A 17,008-nucleotide genomic window follows, 5' to 3' on the forward strand; every position below is an offset into this window, starting at 1 on the left:
GCATTGCCTTTTTGTGTTTGTTTACATTGTTTGAGATATTATAACTAAATCTTTTCTAAATCAATATGTGATTTAAAAAAGATTTAAAAAAATCTTATGAGGAAGTCAAAAATGAAAGAATGGTACTCAGCAAAAGAGTTAGAAGGGCTAGATGGATTGCCTTCTCAAGCAACAAATATCACTCGCAAGGCAAAAAATGAAAATTGGAAAATGCGCGAAGCCAAAGGTATAAAAGGTGGTGCGTTTGAATATCATATAAGTTCATTTCCTGATGTAACGAAAAATGCATTGGGCTTTACTGACGACACGGTTCGCGTCGTTAATCTGCATGAACCTTTGGCAAAAAACACTATCCGAGTAGAAATTTTGGATATTGAAGCGAGCGCAGGAAATGGCACGTTTTTAACCCGTACAGAACAGGGCTTATTAGCGCAAGAGTTCGACTTGGATTTTTTCCGCCGCCAATTTGGGCGCACCGATGCTAAAAATTTAAAAATTATTGCGGTAAAAGGCGATAGCATGGTGCCGACATTGGAAAGTGGCGATTTACTTTATGTCGATGTATCAGAAAATTATTTCAGTGCGGATGGGCTTTATGTGTTCACGTTTGATGATCACACATTCATTAAACGCTTGCAAAAACGTGGCCGTGAAATGTGGGCAATTTCTGATAATAAAGAAGAGTATAAAGAGTGGGAGATAAAACAGGATGATCCTGTTTATATTCACGGACGAGTAGTGTTTAGTTTGCCGATGAAGATGAAGAAGTGGTGATTTATTTTAATAAAACAAACCTAAGGAAAATTTATTATGTTATACGAATATAAAATGATTCAAGCTGCGCCACATATTATTGCGCAAAGAAAGAACATTCAAACTGCCGCAGCAGACTATTTACAAGAACTGGTGAATGAACAGGCTAGATTAGGCTGGGAGTTTTTCAGAATAGATGATTTTTCTACTGAAGAAGCGGCAGGATGTTTTTCTGGCGGCAAAACGACAACTAAGATTCATAAAGTTATCACCTTTAGACGCGAAAAAAATGATTAATGGTTTGGCTTAGTATCCAATTAATTTTACTTTATCAATATTTAGCACCGGTAAAAATTCGCAATGGTTGCCGCTTTGAGCCTAGTTGTTCAAATTACGCCATTTTAGCCTTGCGGAAATACGGTTTTCTTCGTGGTTGGAAGATGGCTTTCAATCGGCTGAAGCGGTGCAAATATCCGAATGGTGGTGATGATTACCCTTAACGTGTATCCACTGTTCGTTTTTCAGTATCACTATAAAATTTGGACAACCTAAGAAAATGAAAAAAATCATCTTAATTTTAACCGCTCTTTCTTTTGTTTTCCCAACAGCAACTTTTGCCAAAAGTAAAAAAGCAGATGCAGAGCAGTTTAATTGTGAGGACACTAAATATTGCAAAGAAATGCGTTCTTGCGCTGAAGCTAAATATCACTTGAACGAATGCGGCGAAAGCCGTTTAGATCGGGATGGGGATGGTGTGCCTTGTGAGAATGTCTGCCGATGAAGATGAAGATGAAGAAGTGGTAGCGATTAACCCGAGGGATTTGTAGAGGAGATAAAAAATGAAAAATATGATTAGTTCTAATTATAAGCAATCTATCTTTAATCGTTTTAAAGGGTATTTAAGATTTTTAAATGAGCACCCAGAGTTTTACCTTGTGTCAATAATCTATTCGTTTTTACCTGATTTTTTAAAAGGGAAGACCTTTTGTGAGGCATTTTCAGCATTAATACCTTTAATTCCTTTGCTTATAGCCTATGTATTGGCTAAATGTATATTTATTTTAAAAGGTGGAAAAGTATTAACGTGTATTCTATGTTTTTCGGCTTGTTTTTATATTTTTAGTTATACACATATGATCGCAATTAAAACTGTAAATGAAATACAAAATGATTATATGAGTTCTTATATATTGAACTTCTTTGTAGATAAAACGCCTGAATATATATCCTATTTAATATTGTTCGGGTATACCATCTTACCTTCTTTACCTGTACTTGGATTGTTTTGGAATATGTATAAGAAAGCTCAAGTAGCTCACAAGGAGAAAAAATGACAGATAACTTATTTACAACAGAAATGTTCAGTGATTATCTAAACATTAAGAAAATTAGCAATATTTGTCCTTGTTGTAATCAGAACCTGGAAAATTATGTGGCAAGGGGAATGGAATTTCGAGCAAATGTGATTGAGAATGGCAAAATAGTGCCGTCTTCTGATGAAAATGACAATGTTGGGTTAGGTCTTCCTTATACCGTGATTGATGCAAACGGTTTGCTTACGGGTATTCGTGATGGTGCATATGGGGTCTTTTTGTTTCGTTGTGAAAATTGTGGCTTTGTGCGTGCATTTGATGCGGCGTTTGTCAAAATGGAATATAGCCTATTAAAACGTGAAGAAGCGAGCCAAAAGGAGTAGAATATGGCAAATAAAAGTCATCTTTATATCGTTGATGATGATACAGCACAAGTTACCCCTACAGGGTTTAACGGAGGAGAGCCGCCTATGTCTCATTTAGAAAAACGCGTTGAGAAGTTAGAAGAGCAATATTTGAAAATTTACACCGATCTTGAAATTATCAAATCTAATTATGCGACAAAATCAGATGTATCAGATGCAATCTCCCTACAAACAAAATGGATTGCAGGTACGATTATAGGTGCATTGGTGTTAGGTATTGGAGCAATGTCAGCAATTTTGAAATGGTTGATTGTATAATGTGTAAAAAAATAAAACTGCCTGCGTGAACTCGTGGGCTTTTTTGTAAGGAAAATTTAATAAAAGCTAAGAAATTTAAATCTTTACATATTCTTAATTAATTATACATTTTAATGTATGCGCATGAATTAACCCTATTTTTTCTCTTTTTTCACTTCCACTTCATCTTCTTCCACTTTCAATTCGCACTCAATTTGACTGGTAAAACCACCATCTGAAAGATTGTGTGTCACTTTGGTGATTAGCCAGTTGGTTGCGTCAATTTCTGCTTTAAAGCCTGAAAGCTCAATGGGCGTTTCGGGGATTAAATCAGGTTCGCCAAAGGCAAGATTTAGGCTAAATGTTGCCACGCCTCGTTTGAGTTTGTCAAAGGCGGATTTTGCGGCGTTGATGGCGGTTTTTTCGCTAGCATAAGTGTGGCGGAGTGATTTTATTTGTGCATTATCACTGGTGATAGGCTCTTGTTGCTCAATAGTGTTGTATTTGCGTTTGCTTAATCGTCTGCCTTTCACTGTGCCATTTTTCAGCGTTCTGCCTTGCGTCATACGCTGTTTTTTTACAATCTTGGTGTTTTCATCCACCGTAATTTCGCCACGTTTGCCCGTGTCTGTATCGTGCCAATATGCCCGCACGGCTTTGTAGTTTTCACTTTCTGCGATAGAGAAATTGTAGTTGTCACCACTTTTGCGAGTGATTTTACGCAGTGGAATCGGCTTGCCTGTGGCGGTTTTGCTTTGTCCTAATGACATAAATAATAGCGTGCCATTTTTAACCGTGCACATTGCCCCGTGCTCTTCTGCCAGGCGGCTTAATAGATTAATGTCGCTCTCGTTGGTTTGGTCAATGTGTGCGATAAACGTATTTGCCAGTTTTTTCTCACACTGGCTTTTGAGTTGGTTTTCTTTGGCGATGGTGTCAATAATTTCGCCCAACGTTTTTTTATCAAATGAGCGCTCTTTTTGTTCGGAAAATGAGCCTTTTAAATCAGCCGCTCGTGCTCTGATGGTTAATCGGTCTGCTGATCCTGCACCACCTGAAAATTGTACTTCATCCACTGAATATTGCCCTTTGTCAATCAGCGGTTTGCCTTTCCAGCCTAGCGCAACTTGGATTGTGGCATTGCGTGTCGGCAAAGCCAGTTTGCCGTCATGATCGGATAATTCTAAGTCGAGTGTGTCCGCTTCCAATCCTCGATTATCTGTTAAAGACAAACTAATTAAACGGCTCGAAATCACTTGTGTGATGTCTTGCTGTTTTTTGTCTTTCGTGGTGATCTGCACTTTAAAAGCGGGCGTGCGGTGATTGTCAAGATTTAAATCAAACATTAAAGGCTACTCATTAAACTCTCTGCAATGGCGATTAACATTGGGTCATCGGTGCGTTTTAAGCTCATGCTGAAATCAATCGCACGAGGTGCACCATCGCCAAAAAATTCTGTTCGGGTTTCTTGCACGCTTTCGATCACAAAAAAACCGATAATTTCAAAGGTTGCTCCGTCAATCAGTGGAAATGCACCGCCACTGTCTGCCATTAATTCCAGGGCTTTAATTGAAAATCTACCGCCAGTGATTTCTGGGATTAATCTGCCACTAATCGTCACAGTTTCGCTTTCTTTGCCAGTGAACTGTGATTTTGGCATTGCCCCGACAATGGCATTGGTTGGATGTCGCCAATTTGATGTGCGGTCTAAACTTTGAAAAGGTACAGTTTGCCGAGTGAACACAAACATGCCCAATGTGGCAAGTGAGAAGTTTTGGAACATAAATAATCCTAAAGAAAAGTGCGGTCAAAAAATCTCGTGATTTCTGACCGCACTTGATGAATTAGCGAAAGAGAAATGCAATGCCGAAAATCACAAGCAACCAAAAGGCAATGGAGAGAATAAAGATTCCACGCCATACAATATGCCGTGGCATATTTAATAAATAATCAATCAGTTTCTGTTTCATTTCGTTTCCTTGCTTTTTCTCGCCATTGCATTAATTCGGAAAATGTCATTTGCTCAAATGCTTGTGGTTGCCAGTGGAAGATGATAGCAATATCTGCCATGGCATCTTCCACTGTTGCGGCAATCATTACTCGGTCGCTTCGGTTTCCACTTCCGAGTTCTTCCCTAAAAAACCGACAGCCGCCGCAGCAAGCTCGGTGAAATCTGCGACTTCCATTGTGGCAAAGTCTGCTTTGTGCAGTACTGGCGATGTCACGCGTGGCAATAACACTTGTAATGCGTCTACATCCATTTGCAACACATCAAACATTTTTAAGCCTTTTAATGCGGGCACAGTCGGTTTATTGACGGTGATTTCCGTGATTTGGTTTTCGCCACGAGTAATAGGGTTGGTTAAGGTGATGATTTTGGTGTTTTCTGTTTTCATTTTATGTTTCCTTTAAAATTCCTCTTTTTTGTAAAGAGGGGATGGGATTTAATAAAAGCCCCTTTCGGGGCAAGGTGTGTGTGAATTAAATGCCGATTGCTGCACGGTGTTCTGCCAAGCGGTCGTTACCATCGACAATAAAAATTGAATTGAGCAAATCAATTTCGATGATGTCTTTGCCGTTTTCAATGATCTTGTAATAAGTCAAAGGCACGGTGTAGCTTTGTTCGGTATCATCGCCTGGTTTGCTTGTGCCGTTGTCGATTTCTCCAAAACGACCGCGCATGACAAGCTCAATAGAGGTGACTTCTTCTGTATCGTCTTGTTGATACGCACCGGCAAAACGCAATGCCGTGCCGTCAATCGAGCCGCCGAATTTTTTTAATAGTTCGGTCATATAACCGCCCATTTTGAACTGAACATCTAAAGGTTCTATGCCCTGATTTACTTTGACTTCACCAATCATGCCACCTGCGCGATACGCTTCTAATTTCATCGCTAATTTAGGTTGGGTGATTTCGGTGACTTGGCCACGGTAAGAATTACCGTCAGCCAAAAAATTCATTAATTTGAGTTTTCGAGGTAATGCCATTTTTTACGCTCCTACTTTTGCAATGTTTGCGGCAAATTCCACAAGGTATTCATCGCTGATGTATTGGTTAAAGCCAAGTTGTTCTAACGGTGGAACAGGGCAGTAATCATAAGACACAAGTAATTTTGCATCTTTTAAGGTTGCGGCTGTGTTGAGGTTGGCATTGATAAATGCTTTCCCACCGATTAAATAGCCTTGCGCCACATATTCACGCCATTTTGCATTGATCGCTTCTACGATTTCTTTCACAAGATTCACGGAAATGTCTTTATCCATCGCCCAGTCAAAGGATTGTGCAATGGTGTCTTTCAACACTTGTGCCGTGCGAGTGTAGTTTTCGTAGATAAATAATTTATCTGCCGAACGAGTGCGTAATCCCCAGAACTTAAAGCCATTGTGGTTTACACAACAAGTAATGCCTTGTTCGTTGAGATAATTCACGTCGGTTGCACTGTCGTTAATATCGAAAGAAAGTGGCTTGGTGACACCCGTCACGCCAGTTAAACCTTTGTTAGAAATGGAAGTGTGCCAGCCATATTCTTTGTCTTGATATGCACGCATTGCGGCAGCGCGAACAACGGCATAATCCACTTCGGTTTGTTTGGTGTTTGGGTTAAACGACAAGAAATCACCGAAAATCAGCATTAATTCACGTTGTGAGAAATTGCGACCGTATGTCACTGCTTCTTCTTTGGTTTTTGCTGTTCCACATGATGCATATACAAAGCCGTTGAGTTTTTTCACTACGCTTAAAAGCTCGGTGGTCACATCTTGGCTGTCATATTTCGGGATGCAGAAAATACGAGGTTTGACACCACAAACTGCAGCAGACACGAGGAACGCTTTTAAGCCAGTGTAATTGCCTTCGTTATCGACTGAACCGATCACGTTGGCTTTCATGGTGCTTTCATCTTCGTTTTCTTCCACACGAATGACGACAACTTTACAATTCACAATGTCCGCAATGCCATCTAGCGCACGAGATAACGTGCCTTGTTTACCTGCTTTGGCTTGCATTTCGGCGGTGATGCCAGTTAAAAGAGTGGGTTTGTTGAGTGGGAAAACCGATGCATCTGCATCTGGTGCGGTTGCCACTAAACCGATAACTGCAGTAGATGATGTGGTGAGTGTTCGCAAGGCCTCGGAAATTTCCGTTACCTTGACCCCATGGAGATATTCATCTGTCATAATTTTAGCCCTATGGTTTCTATTGGTTAAATAATGTCTTTATTGTGATTGAGAGGATGGAGTAGTGCGAGCGGTTGGCGTTGTGGTATTTAAACTAACAAAGGGCGATTAGGTAGAGTCGGAGGGATAAAAACGGCGGAATTACCCGCCGTCACTTTTATCACCCCACCTCACTCACAAAATCCACCTGTGCAGGGTCTGCAAAAGCAATGAGATACGCAGGGAAAAATGATGCATCCACAGGCATTTCGTAAATTTCTTTGAAATAGGCTTTTTCCACAGTAGCGTTGGCAAATAATGCCATACCCACTTTCCCCACTAATTCAGGATTGACTTTCACATTAAACCAAGATTCGGTTGAGCCTGGTTTTAATGTCAGTTTCTGCACCCATTGGTTTTTTGTCCCCTGTTGAGCGGTGGCGGCGGTTTGTAATGCTGCCACCGTCTCTTGTAATTGAGCAATATCTTTGCCAACTTGATACGCAAAACCTTGGTCTTGTTGGTTAATTTCTAACTTTTCCATTTTTGTAGTCCTCTTTAGCTTGGTTGTAGATCTTAAAAAGTGCTGAATCAAACATTGCAAGGATTGCCAGTTTTACACAAGGCTGAACCTTGATTTGCACAGTTTGTTTGGGTTTTACTTGGATAGTTTGCATCATACTCTCCTCGTAATATCGTGTTGTAACCGCACTTTACCGTTACACCACGTTTTAATTTTGCCGTCTGGCGTGGTTTGTTGCAGGTCAAATCTTGCCTCTTTCCACGTTACATTTTCTGTTTGTTCATGAGCGATGATGAGGCTAACTTCATTCCCGTTGATTAGGATGCCTTGGTTGTCTGTTGATAAGTGAATCTTCTCGTTTGCACTGCCAAAAGGCACAATATCGCAATCAAACCGACTGCCAGTAAAATCTAAGGGTTCGCCGTTTTCTTCGGTAAAAACTAAGGTTTCCACTTCATCATCACCGCGAATCCAGTTAAAAATAATCTCAGCCATGTTGCACCGCCTTAAAGCGTTCATCGTGCTGCTTGCCTGAAACCTCGCTTTCATAGGCCGTTTTGCAGTGATTGCGGTCAAAGAAGATACCGTTGATGAAACGATATAGTACCCGCCAGCGTTTTTTTGGGTTTTCTGCTAATATCGCGCCTCGATAGGTGCGGCTTGACAATGTTTCATCCGCCGCGCCGCCGATCAACGCGTTAAAAAGTTGGTCGATGGCGACTAAAACATGATAGCCCCATGATTTTAGAGTTTTTGCCATTTGTTGATCTCCTGCTCAATTTTGTCTAATTGTTCTGCTGTTTCAGCTTGTTCGATGTGCTTTTCAAAGCCCTGTTTAATTGCAAAGATTTTTCCCATGATGATCGCGTATAAGTCTGCTTTTTCGATAACCTTTTTCTTTAATTCTTCGATTGAGCTTAAATCATCTCGCCCCTCAAAGATTTCGGTTAAAAGCATTGTCGGCAATTCGTTTCGCGCTTCGCGCTCTTGCCGATAAAAGCTGTCAATTTCTGCCTGTGAATAGCCGATTAGATACTGCGCCTTGAAATTATCGGTTTTATTCGCAATAACATTAAGTAGATGCGTTTTGCGTTCAGCCAATAGTGAGGTTAGTTTTTCACCTGAAATTTCCCAGGTTAGCGTATCAAGATTTAATTCGTATGCTGCACTGGGTTGTGGGTCAATTAATACAGGGTTGCCTGTTTTGTCTGCGATGATTTGCTTACCTTGAGATTGTCCGATTAATAATTGCTTATAATGCTCATCAGTAATATTAATAGCACCTTCAGGAATTAAATTTACACCTTGTACTAAGAACCCGTTTGTTTTTTTATCGTAGTAATACATAAGCTTTCTCCGTTAAAATCCTAATGCAAAATACATTGTGTCATTGCGTTGGCTAATTACATAGAACCCACTATTTGTCATACGTTGCCGATTTTCTACTGTTGTGCTATACGACCACCCATTCGTAAATTCTGTAAGCCCCACAAAAAGCACCTTATTAGGAAAACTTATCGGGAATGTAACAAGGCGTTGTTCGTCGGATACAAAGCTATGTCCTTTGTTAAATTTCCCCCATTGTAAAATCAGCCCATTTGGTAATTTACACCATCCTGTTTCAGCTAAATTTTGAGTAAAACCTTGAGTAAGGGATTGTGTAACTATCTCTTTTACTGACTGATTAAAATCGGTAATCTGGCTAGCAGTGTGCGTATGATTACGGTCAGCTTTATCTTGTAATCCTTGTGCTAATCGTCCTGCATCAAGCGCACCAGCATTGGTTACCTCGCCGTGTGACTTAATCCAAAATACCACATCATCAAAACTATTAATGGCTTTGATGCATAATTTGAGGATTAATGATTTAGGGCGCGTTTCGGCACCACCTGTTGCAAATTTTGAATTAATATTAGGGGTTATCCACCAGTTGTCATCATTGTCATCCCGAAGTGCCGTACCAATATCAAGAGATGCTCTATCTGTACTATCTCTTGAGCCGTAATCAAACGTCTTATCATTGTAAAAGCGAGGATCTGAGGCCGTATTAATCTCAATGTGTTTATGGACGTGTCGTTTAAACTCATCCTCTTGCGTTTGCCCCACAGATAGCCCATTCCCAGCATTACGCAAAAATCTATCTGCGACTTTTGGCACACCATCAATGGAGCCATATTTGCCGACCAAGTGACGATATAACTCAGGGTAACGCTGCTCGGTAACTTGTGTGGCAATCTCATCAAAGGCAATCCAACCAGCAGGGATGTTATCCACGGCAAAATAAGCCGTCATGCCCACATCGCTACGGGTTAAATCAGGGAGTTGGTTGCTGTTGCCCAACACTCGATACAAATCTGGAAAGGTTTGTTGATTAAATGTCGTGCCGTCAGCACGTAAAAAACCAACAGGATTGGTCACTACGCGAGGGAATGACACCACTGCACCTAAAGGCAAGCCTTTTTTAGCAGCCTCACCCACCGCATATTCGGAGGCAAATTTGTTTTTGTCTGTACCGTCAGTTTTGTGCGAAATCGGCAAAATGCCCGCGGTGTTTTCTGTCGCCGCTTGGGCTGTCCATTTAGATTCCGCTTTGTCATAGGCTTTTTTAACTGCTTCACTGGTCGCCACATCGTCCGCGCTGTTGCTGTCAACTCGTGAGGATTTTTTGCTATTGGGGATGTAATTAGAGAGATTGCGTGTAAGCGTATCAATAAATACTTTTAGTAACTTAATCGATTTCGGGGTGGCCGCCATATCTTCGGATTCCGACTCATATCCCGAATAGAGTTGGGTTATCCCTTGTTGTGTGGTGCTTGCCTTAGCTATTTCGTGGGTGTGTCCGCTTTCATCAAATCCATTTTGCGTTGTGGCAGTAATGGTTTTGGGTGCCATTTGTTGGCGGGTGACAAAAATCACACTGTTATCGATGGATAATGTCACTGCACTAGAGGATTCTACTTTTAAGATCATCCGCAATACTTGGACTTTACCACTGCCGCTACTTTCTGTCGGCTTAAAACTTTCAGGGCAGTTTGCATAGGCAATGAGTTTATTTTGTGCGTCAAATACGCCCATTTCTCGGATATAAAAACCACCGACATTTTCAGGGATGGTTAATTCAACAATCACTTGTTTATTATTGCGAGGGTCGAGAGAGACGGCACTGACTGGTGCAATATGCGTTTGATGTACGAGTGCTGTAGCACTTGCTGTTGGAGTAACAGGCTGTCCATTGCCATCGCCTACAGCAAATTGGGTGAGTGGTACTGGTTTCCCTTGGCTTAATGCGTGAGCAAAAGCACGTGTTCCGTAGTCGGTTAATATTGCAAAATATTGTGATGCCATAAATATTCCTATTGTGGATATACTGTGATGATTTCACCGCATTGTTGACCAATAAAGGTTCTGAGCGCACCTGTTGGTGAGATTGCGATAGCGAGCTGATTGAGATGTCTAGAGACGGGCTTAACATCATTAATAAGTCGCACTAGTTCGTTATAGGTTTGTTCATTCAAGCCACTTTCAGACACTTCCATGGTTAAGCTAAATGTTCCTGGTGTGCCTTGTGGGTTGGTTTGAAACCATTCTTTCAGTTCAATAAGATAGCCTATCGGCTCAACCACACGTTTTACTGCGCCAATTGTGCCTTTGTGTTTGTGTACAAAATAAGATTGTTTAATCGCAATGCGTTTAACTTCTTCTGTCCAGTTTTCATCCCATTTGTCCACCGAAAATGCCCAAGCTAAATAAGGCAGTAAATCAGCAGGACAGCGTTCAGGGTTGATTAAATCTGCAATAATAATGGGATTTTCTACCGCACTTTTTAGAATTTCTGCCGCACGTTTTTCTAATGGGGTTGAACCTATTGGCAGTAAATGATTAGTAATCATCACTTGTCACGATCTCCAAATTAATTGCCGTGCAGTAGGCTGATTTTGAGCTTGGTAGCACAATGTCGGCGGTAGGCGAGATAAGCTCTACTCGTTGCACCCCTTCCAAGTGTAATGCGGCATAAATACCCGATAGGCTAATGTCTCGCCCTAAACGGTGTTTTTCTTCGGTGTAAGCCGTCAATTTTTTTAGAGCAGCCGCTTTGATTGGCTCGTATTCTGGGCCACGATAAAGATGTAATTTGGCACGGATTTCATAAGATTGGATTACTGCACTTTGTACAATAACGCGGTCGCCAATAGGGCGGATGTCATCATCGTTAAGTTTTGCTCGAACCACATTTAAAAGACTTTCCTCTGCCTCGCCTTGTCCATTGCGACTTAAAATTGTCACGGTAACATTAGCGGGCTGAGGGGAAACCACCGACACATCTGCAACATCAGGGTGCGCAGAAAGTGCGTGGAAGATATAAGCAGAGCGAGGACCCGCCACAGAAAGCCCCTCAAAGGCTAATTGAGTACGCAATCTTAATGAAGTGTCATCTTCTAAAATTTCGGGGATTTTAGGCGTAACATTATTATTCGCCTCTTGAATGACTTGTCTTTTTACATTGTAATTGGCTGCAATCACATCTAAATCTGAACCGCTTGCATAGGCTAACATTGTGGCTTTTGCCGCATTATTGATGCGGTTTCTTTCCATTAACTGTAAGTAAACCACTTCTTGTAATAATTTCGTGATTGGCTCACTTTCTAAACTTAATCGTGCTTGCCAAAATGCTCTTTCATCTTGTGGGAAAAGCGCGATAAATTCCGCTTTTCTGTCTGCGAGCAAACTTTCAAAATCTAAATCTTCCAGCACTTTCGGTGCATCTAGTTTTGATAAATCGACTAATTCGCTCATTGTTTATGTCCTAAAAATAGTTTTTCGTTGTGCATTTCTTGGTTATCTTTACGACTGCGTGCGACATAACTTGCCACAATGCCACCTTCAACCAACTCTGGTTTAAATTGTGTGATTTGTACGCGTGGTTCCCAGCGATTAATTGCTGTGACGGCACAAGCTGCCAGTTGTAATAACAATGTGTGGCTAATTGGTCGGTCAATTAGCAGAGGAATTAAACTGCCATATTCACGCCGCTGAATACGTGAGCCAACAGGGGTTAATAAAATATCGGCAATGGATTGTTTAATGTGGTCGCTTTCGTTTTTTAATATTTCGCCAGTGTATCGGTTCATACTATGCCTTTGCGTTAGAGGTTCGTTGGCCATCGCCTTGTTCAACGTGAACGTGGTTTTGTAAACTAATCGCTCCGCCTTTTATATCGCCACTTGCGGTCACACTGCCTTGCGTGCTGATATTGCCTTTTGTGGTGCTTGTGCCTGTGGTTGATAAAGAACCGTCAATATTCACATTGCCTTTGATATTGATAGTGGGGCAGTCAATATCAATTTGATTAGCGGCAGTAATACTGGCGGTTTTGATACCTGTTACAACCAATGCGCCACTTGATTGGTTGTAGGTAACTTTGGCACCGTCAGCAAATTCAATAACGTGTTCGTCGGCTGAATGGCTAGGGCTGTTTTGTGTGTAAAGCCCAACTAATATGCAGGCAGTAGTAAATTCACCGCTAACTGATAGCATCACACATTGTTCGCCCACCGTAGGCGGCGACCAGGTTTTGGTTGTACCCGCTCGAAATGTAATAAATGGTAAAAACTCTGTGAGAATGTCACCGCTCTTTACGCGAGCACGTGCGGTGGCGTAATTCACTTCAGCGATCACCCCAAAGCGGATAATGTTGTCTAGTTTTCGTTGTAATTCGGCAGACATAGGCATTCACAGTTAAAGAAAATGCCTTATTGTTGGCAATATTGTGTGGTGTGGCGAGTGGGGGAGTATGTGGAATAGTAGGTAACAAAAAAGCAAGTCAGGCTACTTGCTTATTCTGTTCGATCAATGATTGGATTTGGAGTATCCCATGCACGAGGGAATGGCTCATGTTGTGGTGAGAACGCTATAATCACAATATGTTCATCTGATATTTTTTGGTAATGAATTACAGGTCCAGATGTTTCTCCGTTCAAATTCATTTTTAGGTCGCTCATTGGGCAATAGCTAGTGCCATTATCATAAGGCCCGCAATGATAATGCCAAATATTATTTTCTTGATAAACTTCGGTATTTGGAATGTCATTGAGATTGTCATCAATCCAAGATGGTTTATTTTTACCTCTTAATTGTTTTCCTTGTTCAATGGATTGCATAAAATCAAAGATGAGCTTCAATTCTTTATCTGACATCGCTTGAATATCTTTAAAAAAGGGCGTGTTTAAACGCCCTTCTTTGAATTGTTTCGATAACTCAATCTTCATTTGTTATCCTACATCATCACTGCTTTTTTGAAATCATCAAAAGAATGTGACGATTTGTAGGTATACCCTGCATCTTCAGATTTGTGATAAATGCGTGATAAAACCACTTCATCTGATTGTTGTTTGTATTTTTCTGATTTCATCATATTGCAAAGTGTATGCATTTTATTGCTGAATGATTGTAGTGTTGTTGATAATTCTGGAGATTTATTGTTAGCTATAATATTGTGAACTAAACCATCATATTTGTTAATTTTATTTTCCAGTCTTAGAACATCATTTAAATCAATATAACTTAATGATTCGGCCGTAATTGACGCAATAACAAAGTCAGTGATAGCAGAAACAGCTTTCACCATATCAATAATCTTTTCTATATCTTGTTGATTGAGCGATTTGTTTTCATCCGCTTTAACACTGAAAATATTTACTGTGTGTGTTGAGTGACGAACAGGATGATTCATTGCCAATGGCGCAATAAATAACGCAGACATTGCTGCGACTTTTAATTGCTTAAAAATTGGCGCAAAACTTTCAAAAATAGGATTTAATGATAGATTTGTCATAAGTCACCAAAGAATAAAACTTTGCGAAGTTTACAATTTTTTAAAGAAATATAAAACTATTTTCTGCAATGTGCAACTAAAAAAGGGCTTGCGCCCTTTTATTATGATCTATCCCACATTGAACTTCTTGCTCTTGCTTGGCGTTGGTTTTCGATGCGTTGTATTTCTTTTGCCACTTGTTGTGCAATGGCTCGTTCGTCCATGCCTTGTGCGGCATTGATGGTGATATTTACGCTCATTGGTTGGCTGGATTGCGTCACCACTGGACGAGCAGAAATGGGTGCACGAGTATCCACTTGCACAGGGGCGGCAGTTGCAACGCTGATCCCCAATCCGCCCGCAATCAGTGCTTGTTTACCGTAATTAAGGGCGTTGAGTGTATTGACGCCAAGTCGAGATGTGGCTTCTTTGGTCATCACGTATTCGCCACCGTGGAATATACCTTTTGGTTCAAACTTACCGCCATTTCCTGCATAGCCGCCTGACCATTTGTTAATATTTGGCACGTTGTTTTCTGCATTGTTTGTGACATTTGCAATATTTTGTTTTGTTTGTTCAATTTGTTTTTCTGTATCTTTAGAAAAGCCGAGTTTTTCTTTGATCCAATCCACAGTACTGCTAATGGCTTGTTGTACATTTTTAAAACTTTCGAGTACGCCATCTTTTAGTTTGTTCATCATATTAGAACCGAAGTTTTTTGCTGTATCGGTAATGCCTTCCCATTTTTCACGGAAAAACTCCCCAACTGAATTTGTGATTTCTCCCACTTTGGCACTTAATACGTTCCATTTTTCTGTAACAGAATTAACAATGTTTTGCCAAATTTGCCCCGCTTGTTCACTTAACCAGTTCCAGCCCTCAATGAGTTTTGCTTTCACTTCATCCCAATTTTGCCAAAGATACACTAATGCACCAATAATTAAGGCAATCACAGCTAGAATTGGATTGGCTAACATAGCTTTCCCTATACCCAAAATGGCAGTTATAGCAACTTTCCCAACCCATAAAAACGTTGAACCCAATACTTGGAGCACTGGTGCAACTAAAGACAAGGTGAAAAGCAAAGGTGCGAGAGCCATCAATGCCACACCAGCTATAGCGGTAAACTTAACTATTGTAGCGATTGCACCTTTGTTTTGGGATGCAAATTGAGCCAACCATTTGACTGCCTCAAATACGGTTTGACCAAAATCCCACAATCCTTGAATCACTTCATTGATAACTGTGCCAATATCTTTCGCCCATTTTTTTAACTCGCCATTCTGTTCAAGTTCATCAAATTTCTTTAAAAGAAATTGCAGTTTATCTTTAATCCAATCAAATGCGCCATTCTCCATGATTTTCATTTGGAAACTTGCCCATACGTCATCAAGTTTTGCCCAAATACCTAAAAGCGTTTTTGATTGTTTTTCCATTGCGCCAGAATATTTTTCATTCCAAATACGTTTGAGCGTTTCTTCAATTTGTTTTCGGTTGTTTTTATCGACACGTGCAGATTGTTGTTTGCCATTTTTATCCGTATAAGTATATTCGATAAATTTTGTTCCTTTTATTGCACTACCTTTAATCCCAAATTCTTTCAAGCGTTCATTTTCACCTGTTACGGCATCGGCAATTGCCTCTACTGCTTGCATAACTGGTTTTCCCATTGCAGAAGCTGTATCGCCTAATGTTTGCAGTAATCCGTTTGTAGGATCCATGCCGTAAGCGCGCAAACGTACAAAGGCTTCCATTGCTTCATCAAGATTGGCTGGAGTATCTACAGCAAATTTTTTCACCCAATCAAAACTTTTCTTGGCTTTTTCTGAACTGCCTTCTGTTACCTCTAAAACAGACTGAAATTGCTCAAATTTACCAGCAACTTGCGCCATTTCTACGACACCTCGACCCATTGATATGATCGGTTGCATTATTTGTTGTCCGCCAATAGATGCTTGTACCCCTACGCCTGCAATGTTTCGTCCAGTATTTAATGCAGATGATATTGGAGCTTTAATACGAGCAAATCTTGCTTGTGCTCGTTCAACTAAAGCAAGCATACGCTGATGTTTTGCTAATTTATTATTTGCTTTTTCAATATCTGCCGATAGTTGTTTTTCACTTTGCGCAAAGTGCTTGGTGCTAAATCCTGCTTTGTGTAGTTGTTCTTGTATTTTTTTTAGTTGTTCTACATGGGGTTTATATTCTTTATTGATCTTGTTAATTGTTTCTTTCTCGCCATCAAGGGCTTTTGTTGTGCTTTTTACGGCTTGTTCAGTAGCTTTGCGTTCTGACTTTAACTTTTTAATCTGTTCGTTTGAATCTTTTATTGCCTTCTTTTGTGTTTCAATTTGTCGGGCAATACTGGAACGTGCATCATTAAAGCTTTTAAACCCCATGCCTTTGGCAAGAGGAATAGACATATTGTTATAAACCGATTTTAAGCGTATGACTTCTTCTTTGTGTTTATTGAGTTGTTGTGTCGCATTGCCTAGTTTCCCTGTAATGCTGTTAAATTTAGCCGTATTTGAATCCACTGCACTTTGTAATTGTTTGCTGTTTGCTTTTGCAGTATCTAGTGCTTTGGCATAGCTATTTGTTTCGTTACGCAGTGCTTTAAATTTTTCAGCTAAATTTTTAGTTTTATCCAATCCGCTTAATGCTTTTTGAGCATGTTTCACTTTTTCAGCTAATGCTTCCGCTCTACCTGCTATCGCCTTAATTGGTGCGGTTGCTTTATCTACTGAATTTAGGATAATTTGAATTTGTAAATTATTCATTTTTTCGCCTT

27 protein-coding genes are annotated in these 17,008 nt (G+C 40.4%); 7 read left to right on the forward strand and 20 right to left on the reverse strand.

Annotated elements, in window-relative coordinates:
* Positions 1 to 111 precede the first annotated feature (111 nt).
* The 7 genes from DV417_RS05460 to DV417_RS05490 are packed head-to-tail and all read left to right on the forward strand — an operon-like array spanning position 112 to position 2,749.
* On the forward strand, positions 112 to 774 hold the full coding sequence (locus DV417_RS05460) for a helix-turn-helix domain-containing protein (protein WP_192878551.1): 663 nt from the start codon (positions 112 to 114) through the stop codon (positions 772 to 774).
* Positions 775 to 810: 36 nt separating this feature from the next.
* The gene (locus DV417_RS05465) at positions 811 to 1,050 is read left to right on the forward strand and encodes a hypothetical protein (RefSeq protein ID WP_005633761.1); all 240 of its coding nucleotides are present in this window, start codon (positions 811 to 813) and stop codon (positions 1,048 to 1,050) included.
* A complete protein-coding gene (yidD, locus tag DV417_RS05470; protein WP_118879007.1) occupies positions 1,050 to 1,253 on the forward strand; it encodes a membrane protein insertion efficiency factor YidD in 204 nt (67 codons plus the stop codon). The genes DV417_RS05465 and yidD overlap by 1 nt, the downstream gene beginning before the upstream one ends.
* A 56-nt stretch (positions 1,254 to 1,309) precedes the next feature.
* Positions 1,310 to 1,534, forward strand: coding sequence for an excalibur calcium-binding domain-containing protein (locus DV417_RS05475; protein WP_118879008.1), 225 nt, complete (start codon positions 1,310 to 1,312; stop codon positions 1,532 to 1,534).
* A 58-nt stretch (positions 1,535 to 1,592) separates the two neighbouring features.
* Positions 1,593 to 2,087 (forward strand): hypothetical protein, encoded by a 495-nt coding sequence (locus DV417_RS05480; protein ID WP_114908560.1) that lies wholly within the window; start codon positions 1,593 to 1,595, stop codon positions 2,085 to 2,087.
* Entirely contained in the window at positions 2,084 to 2,449 is a 366-nt protein-coding gene (locus tag DV417_RS05485) for a hypothetical protein (RefSeq protein ID WP_114908561.1), read from the forward strand. The genes DV417_RS05480 and DV417_RS05485 overlap by 4 nt, the downstream gene beginning before the upstream one ends.
* Before the next feature lie 3 nt (positions 2,450 to 2,452).
* Positions 2,453 to 2,749 (forward strand): hypothetical protein, encoded by a 297-nt coding sequence (locus DV417_RS05490; protein ID WP_204628264.1) that lies wholly within the window; start codon positions 2,453 to 2,455, stop codon positions 2,747 to 2,749.
* Positions 2,750 to 2,883: 134 nt separating this feature from the next.
* Here DV417_RS05490 and DV417_RS05495 read toward each other — a convergent pair whose 3' ends face one another.
* From DV417_RS05495 to DV417_RS05580, 20 genes are all read right to left on the reverse strand, one after another.
* Complete coding sequence (locus DV417_RS05495; RefSeq protein ID WP_118879009.1) at positions 2,884 to 4,074, reverse strand: phage late control D family protein; 1,191 nt, start codon at positions 4,072 to 4,074, stop codon at positions 2,884 to 2,886.
* Positions 4,074 to 4,511: a phage tail protein gene (locus DV417_RS05500; RefSeq protein ID WP_118879010.1), complete on the reverse strand. Its 438-nt coding sequence runs from the start codon at positions 4,509 to 4,511 to the stop codon at positions 4,074 to 4,076. The genes DV417_RS05495 and DV417_RS05500 overlap by 1 nt, the downstream gene beginning before the upstream one ends.
* A 61-nt stretch (positions 4,512 to 4,572) precedes the next feature.
* Positions 4,573 to 4,698 carry a hypothetical protein gene (locus DV417_RS09585; RefSeq protein ID WP_005672598.1) on the reverse strand — a complete coding sequence of 42 codons (126 nt, stop codon included), beginning with the start codon at positions 4,696 to 4,698 and terminating at the stop codon, positions 4,573 to 4,575.
* Positions 4,679 to 4,825, reverse strand: coding sequence for a GpE family phage tail protein (locus DV417_RS05505; RefSeq protein WP_118879011.1), 147 nt, complete (start codon positions 4,823 to 4,825; stop codon positions 4,679 to 4,681). Before DV417_RS05505 ends, DV417_RS09585 begins: the two co-directional genes overlap by 20 nt.
* Positions 4,825 to 5,124: a phage tail assembly protein gene (locus DV417_RS05510; protein WP_114908564.1), complete on the reverse strand. Its 300-nt coding sequence runs from the start codon at positions 5,122 to 5,124 to the stop codon at positions 4,825 to 4,827. Before DV417_RS05510 ends, DV417_RS05505 begins: the two co-directional genes overlap by 1 nt.
* A gap of 85 nt (positions 5,125 to 5,209) precedes the next feature.
* Positions 5,210 to 5,716 (reverse strand): phage major tail tube protein, encoded by a 507-nt coding sequence (locus DV417_RS05515; RefSeq protein WP_118879012.1) that lies wholly within the window; start codon positions 5,714 to 5,716, stop codon positions 5,210 to 5,212.
* Between the two features lie 3 nt (positions 5,717 to 5,719).
* Positions 5,720 to 6,904: a phage tail sheath subtilisin-like domain-containing protein gene (locus DV417_RS05520; RefSeq protein ID WP_118879013.1), complete on the reverse strand. Its 1,185-nt coding sequence runs from the start codon at positions 6,902 to 6,904 to the stop codon at positions 5,720 to 5,722.
* A gap of 160 nt (positions 6,905 to 7,064) precedes the next feature.
* A complete protein-coding gene (locus DV417_RS05525; RefSeq protein WP_118879014.1) occupies positions 7,065 to 7,427 on the reverse strand; it encodes a hypothetical protein in 363 nt (120 codons plus the stop codon).
* On the reverse strand, positions 7,408 to 7,563 hold the full coding sequence (locus DV417_RS09435; RefSeq protein ID WP_192878552.1) for a hypothetical protein: 156 nt from the start codon (positions 7,561 to 7,563) through the stop codon (positions 7,408 to 7,410). The genes DV417_RS05525 and DV417_RS09435 overlap by 20 nt, the downstream gene beginning before the upstream one ends.
* A complete protein-coding gene (locus DV417_RS05530; RefSeq protein WP_118879015.1) occupies positions 7,560 to 7,901 on the reverse strand; it encodes a hypothetical protein in 342 nt (113 codons plus the stop codon). The genes DV417_RS09435 and DV417_RS05530 overlap by 4 nt, the downstream gene beginning before the upstream one ends.
* The gene (locus DV417_RS05535; protein ID WP_118879016.1) at positions 7,894 to 8,166 is read right to left on the reverse strand and encodes a DNA helicase UvrD; all 273 of its coding nucleotides are present in this window, start codon (positions 8,164 to 8,166) and stop codon (positions 7,894 to 7,896) included. Before DV417_RS05535 ends, DV417_RS05530 begins: the two co-directional genes overlap by 8 nt.
* Positions 8,151 to 8,753: a phage tail protein gene (locus tag DV417_RS05540; RefSeq protein ID WP_118879017.1), complete on the reverse strand. Its 603-nt coding sequence runs from the start codon at positions 8,751 to 8,753 to the stop codon at positions 8,151 to 8,153. Before DV417_RS05540 ends, DV417_RS05535 begins: the two co-directional genes overlap by 16 nt.
* 12 nt (positions 8,754 to 8,765) lie before the next feature.
* Positions 8,766 to 10,751, reverse strand: coding sequence for a phage tail protein (locus DV417_RS05545; RefSeq protein ID WP_118879018.1), 1,986 nt, complete (start codon positions 10,749 to 10,751; stop codon positions 8,766 to 8,768).
* An 8-nt stretch (positions 10,752 to 10,759) separates the two neighbouring features.
* On the reverse strand, positions 10,760 to 11,296 hold the full coding sequence (locus DV417_RS05550) for a phage tail protein I (RefSeq protein ID WP_118879019.1): 537 nt from the start codon (positions 11,294 to 11,296) through the stop codon (positions 10,760 to 10,762).
* Positions 11,286 to 12,200 (reverse strand): baseplate assembly protein, encoded by a 915-nt coding sequence (locus DV417_RS05555; protein ID WP_105892718.1) that lies wholly within the window; start codon positions 12,198 to 12,200, stop codon positions 11,286 to 11,288. The genes DV417_RS05550 and DV417_RS05555 overlap by 11 nt, the downstream gene beginning before the upstream one ends.
* Positions 12,197 to 12,535 (reverse strand): GPW/gp25 family protein, encoded by a 339-nt coding sequence (locus tag DV417_RS05560; RefSeq protein ID WP_105899297.1) that lies wholly within the window; start codon positions 12,533 to 12,535, stop codon positions 12,197 to 12,199. Before DV417_RS05560 ends, DV417_RS05555 begins: the two co-directional genes overlap by 4 nt.
* A 1-nt stretch (position 12,536) precedes the next feature.
* Positions 12,537 to 13,136 carry a phage baseplate assembly protein V gene (locus DV417_RS05565; protein WP_118811421.1) on the reverse strand — a complete coding sequence of 200 codons (600 nt, stop codon included), beginning with the start codon at positions 13,134 to 13,136 and terminating at the stop codon, positions 12,537 to 12,539.
* A gap of 104 nt (positions 13,137 to 13,240) precedes the next feature.
* On the reverse strand, positions 13,241 to 13,672 hold the full coding sequence (locus DV417_RS05570; RefSeq protein WP_118811420.1) for a hypothetical protein: 432 nt from the start codon (positions 13,670 to 13,672) through the stop codon (positions 13,241 to 13,243).
* A gap of 8 nt (positions 13,673 to 13,680) precedes the next feature.
* Positions 13,681 to 14,238: a hypothetical protein gene (locus DV417_RS05575; protein WP_118879020.1), complete on the reverse strand. Its 558-nt coding sequence runs from the start codon at positions 14,236 to 14,238 to the stop codon at positions 13,681 to 13,683.
* 101 nt (positions 14,239 to 14,339) lie between these two features.
* Positions 14,340 to 16,997 carry a tape measure protein gene (locus tag DV417_RS05580; RefSeq protein ID WP_118879021.1) on the reverse strand — a complete coding sequence of 886 codons (2,658 nt, stop codon included), beginning with the start codon at positions 16,995 to 16,997 and terminating at the stop codon, positions 14,340 to 14,342.
* Positions 16,998 to 17,008 lie beyond the last annotated feature (11 nt).

This window comes from Haemophilus haemolyticus (genome assembly GCF_003490935.1).
Lineage (GTDB): Bacteria > Pseudomonadota > Gammaproteobacteria > Enterobacterales > Pasteurellaceae > Haemophilus > Haemophilus haemolyticus_M.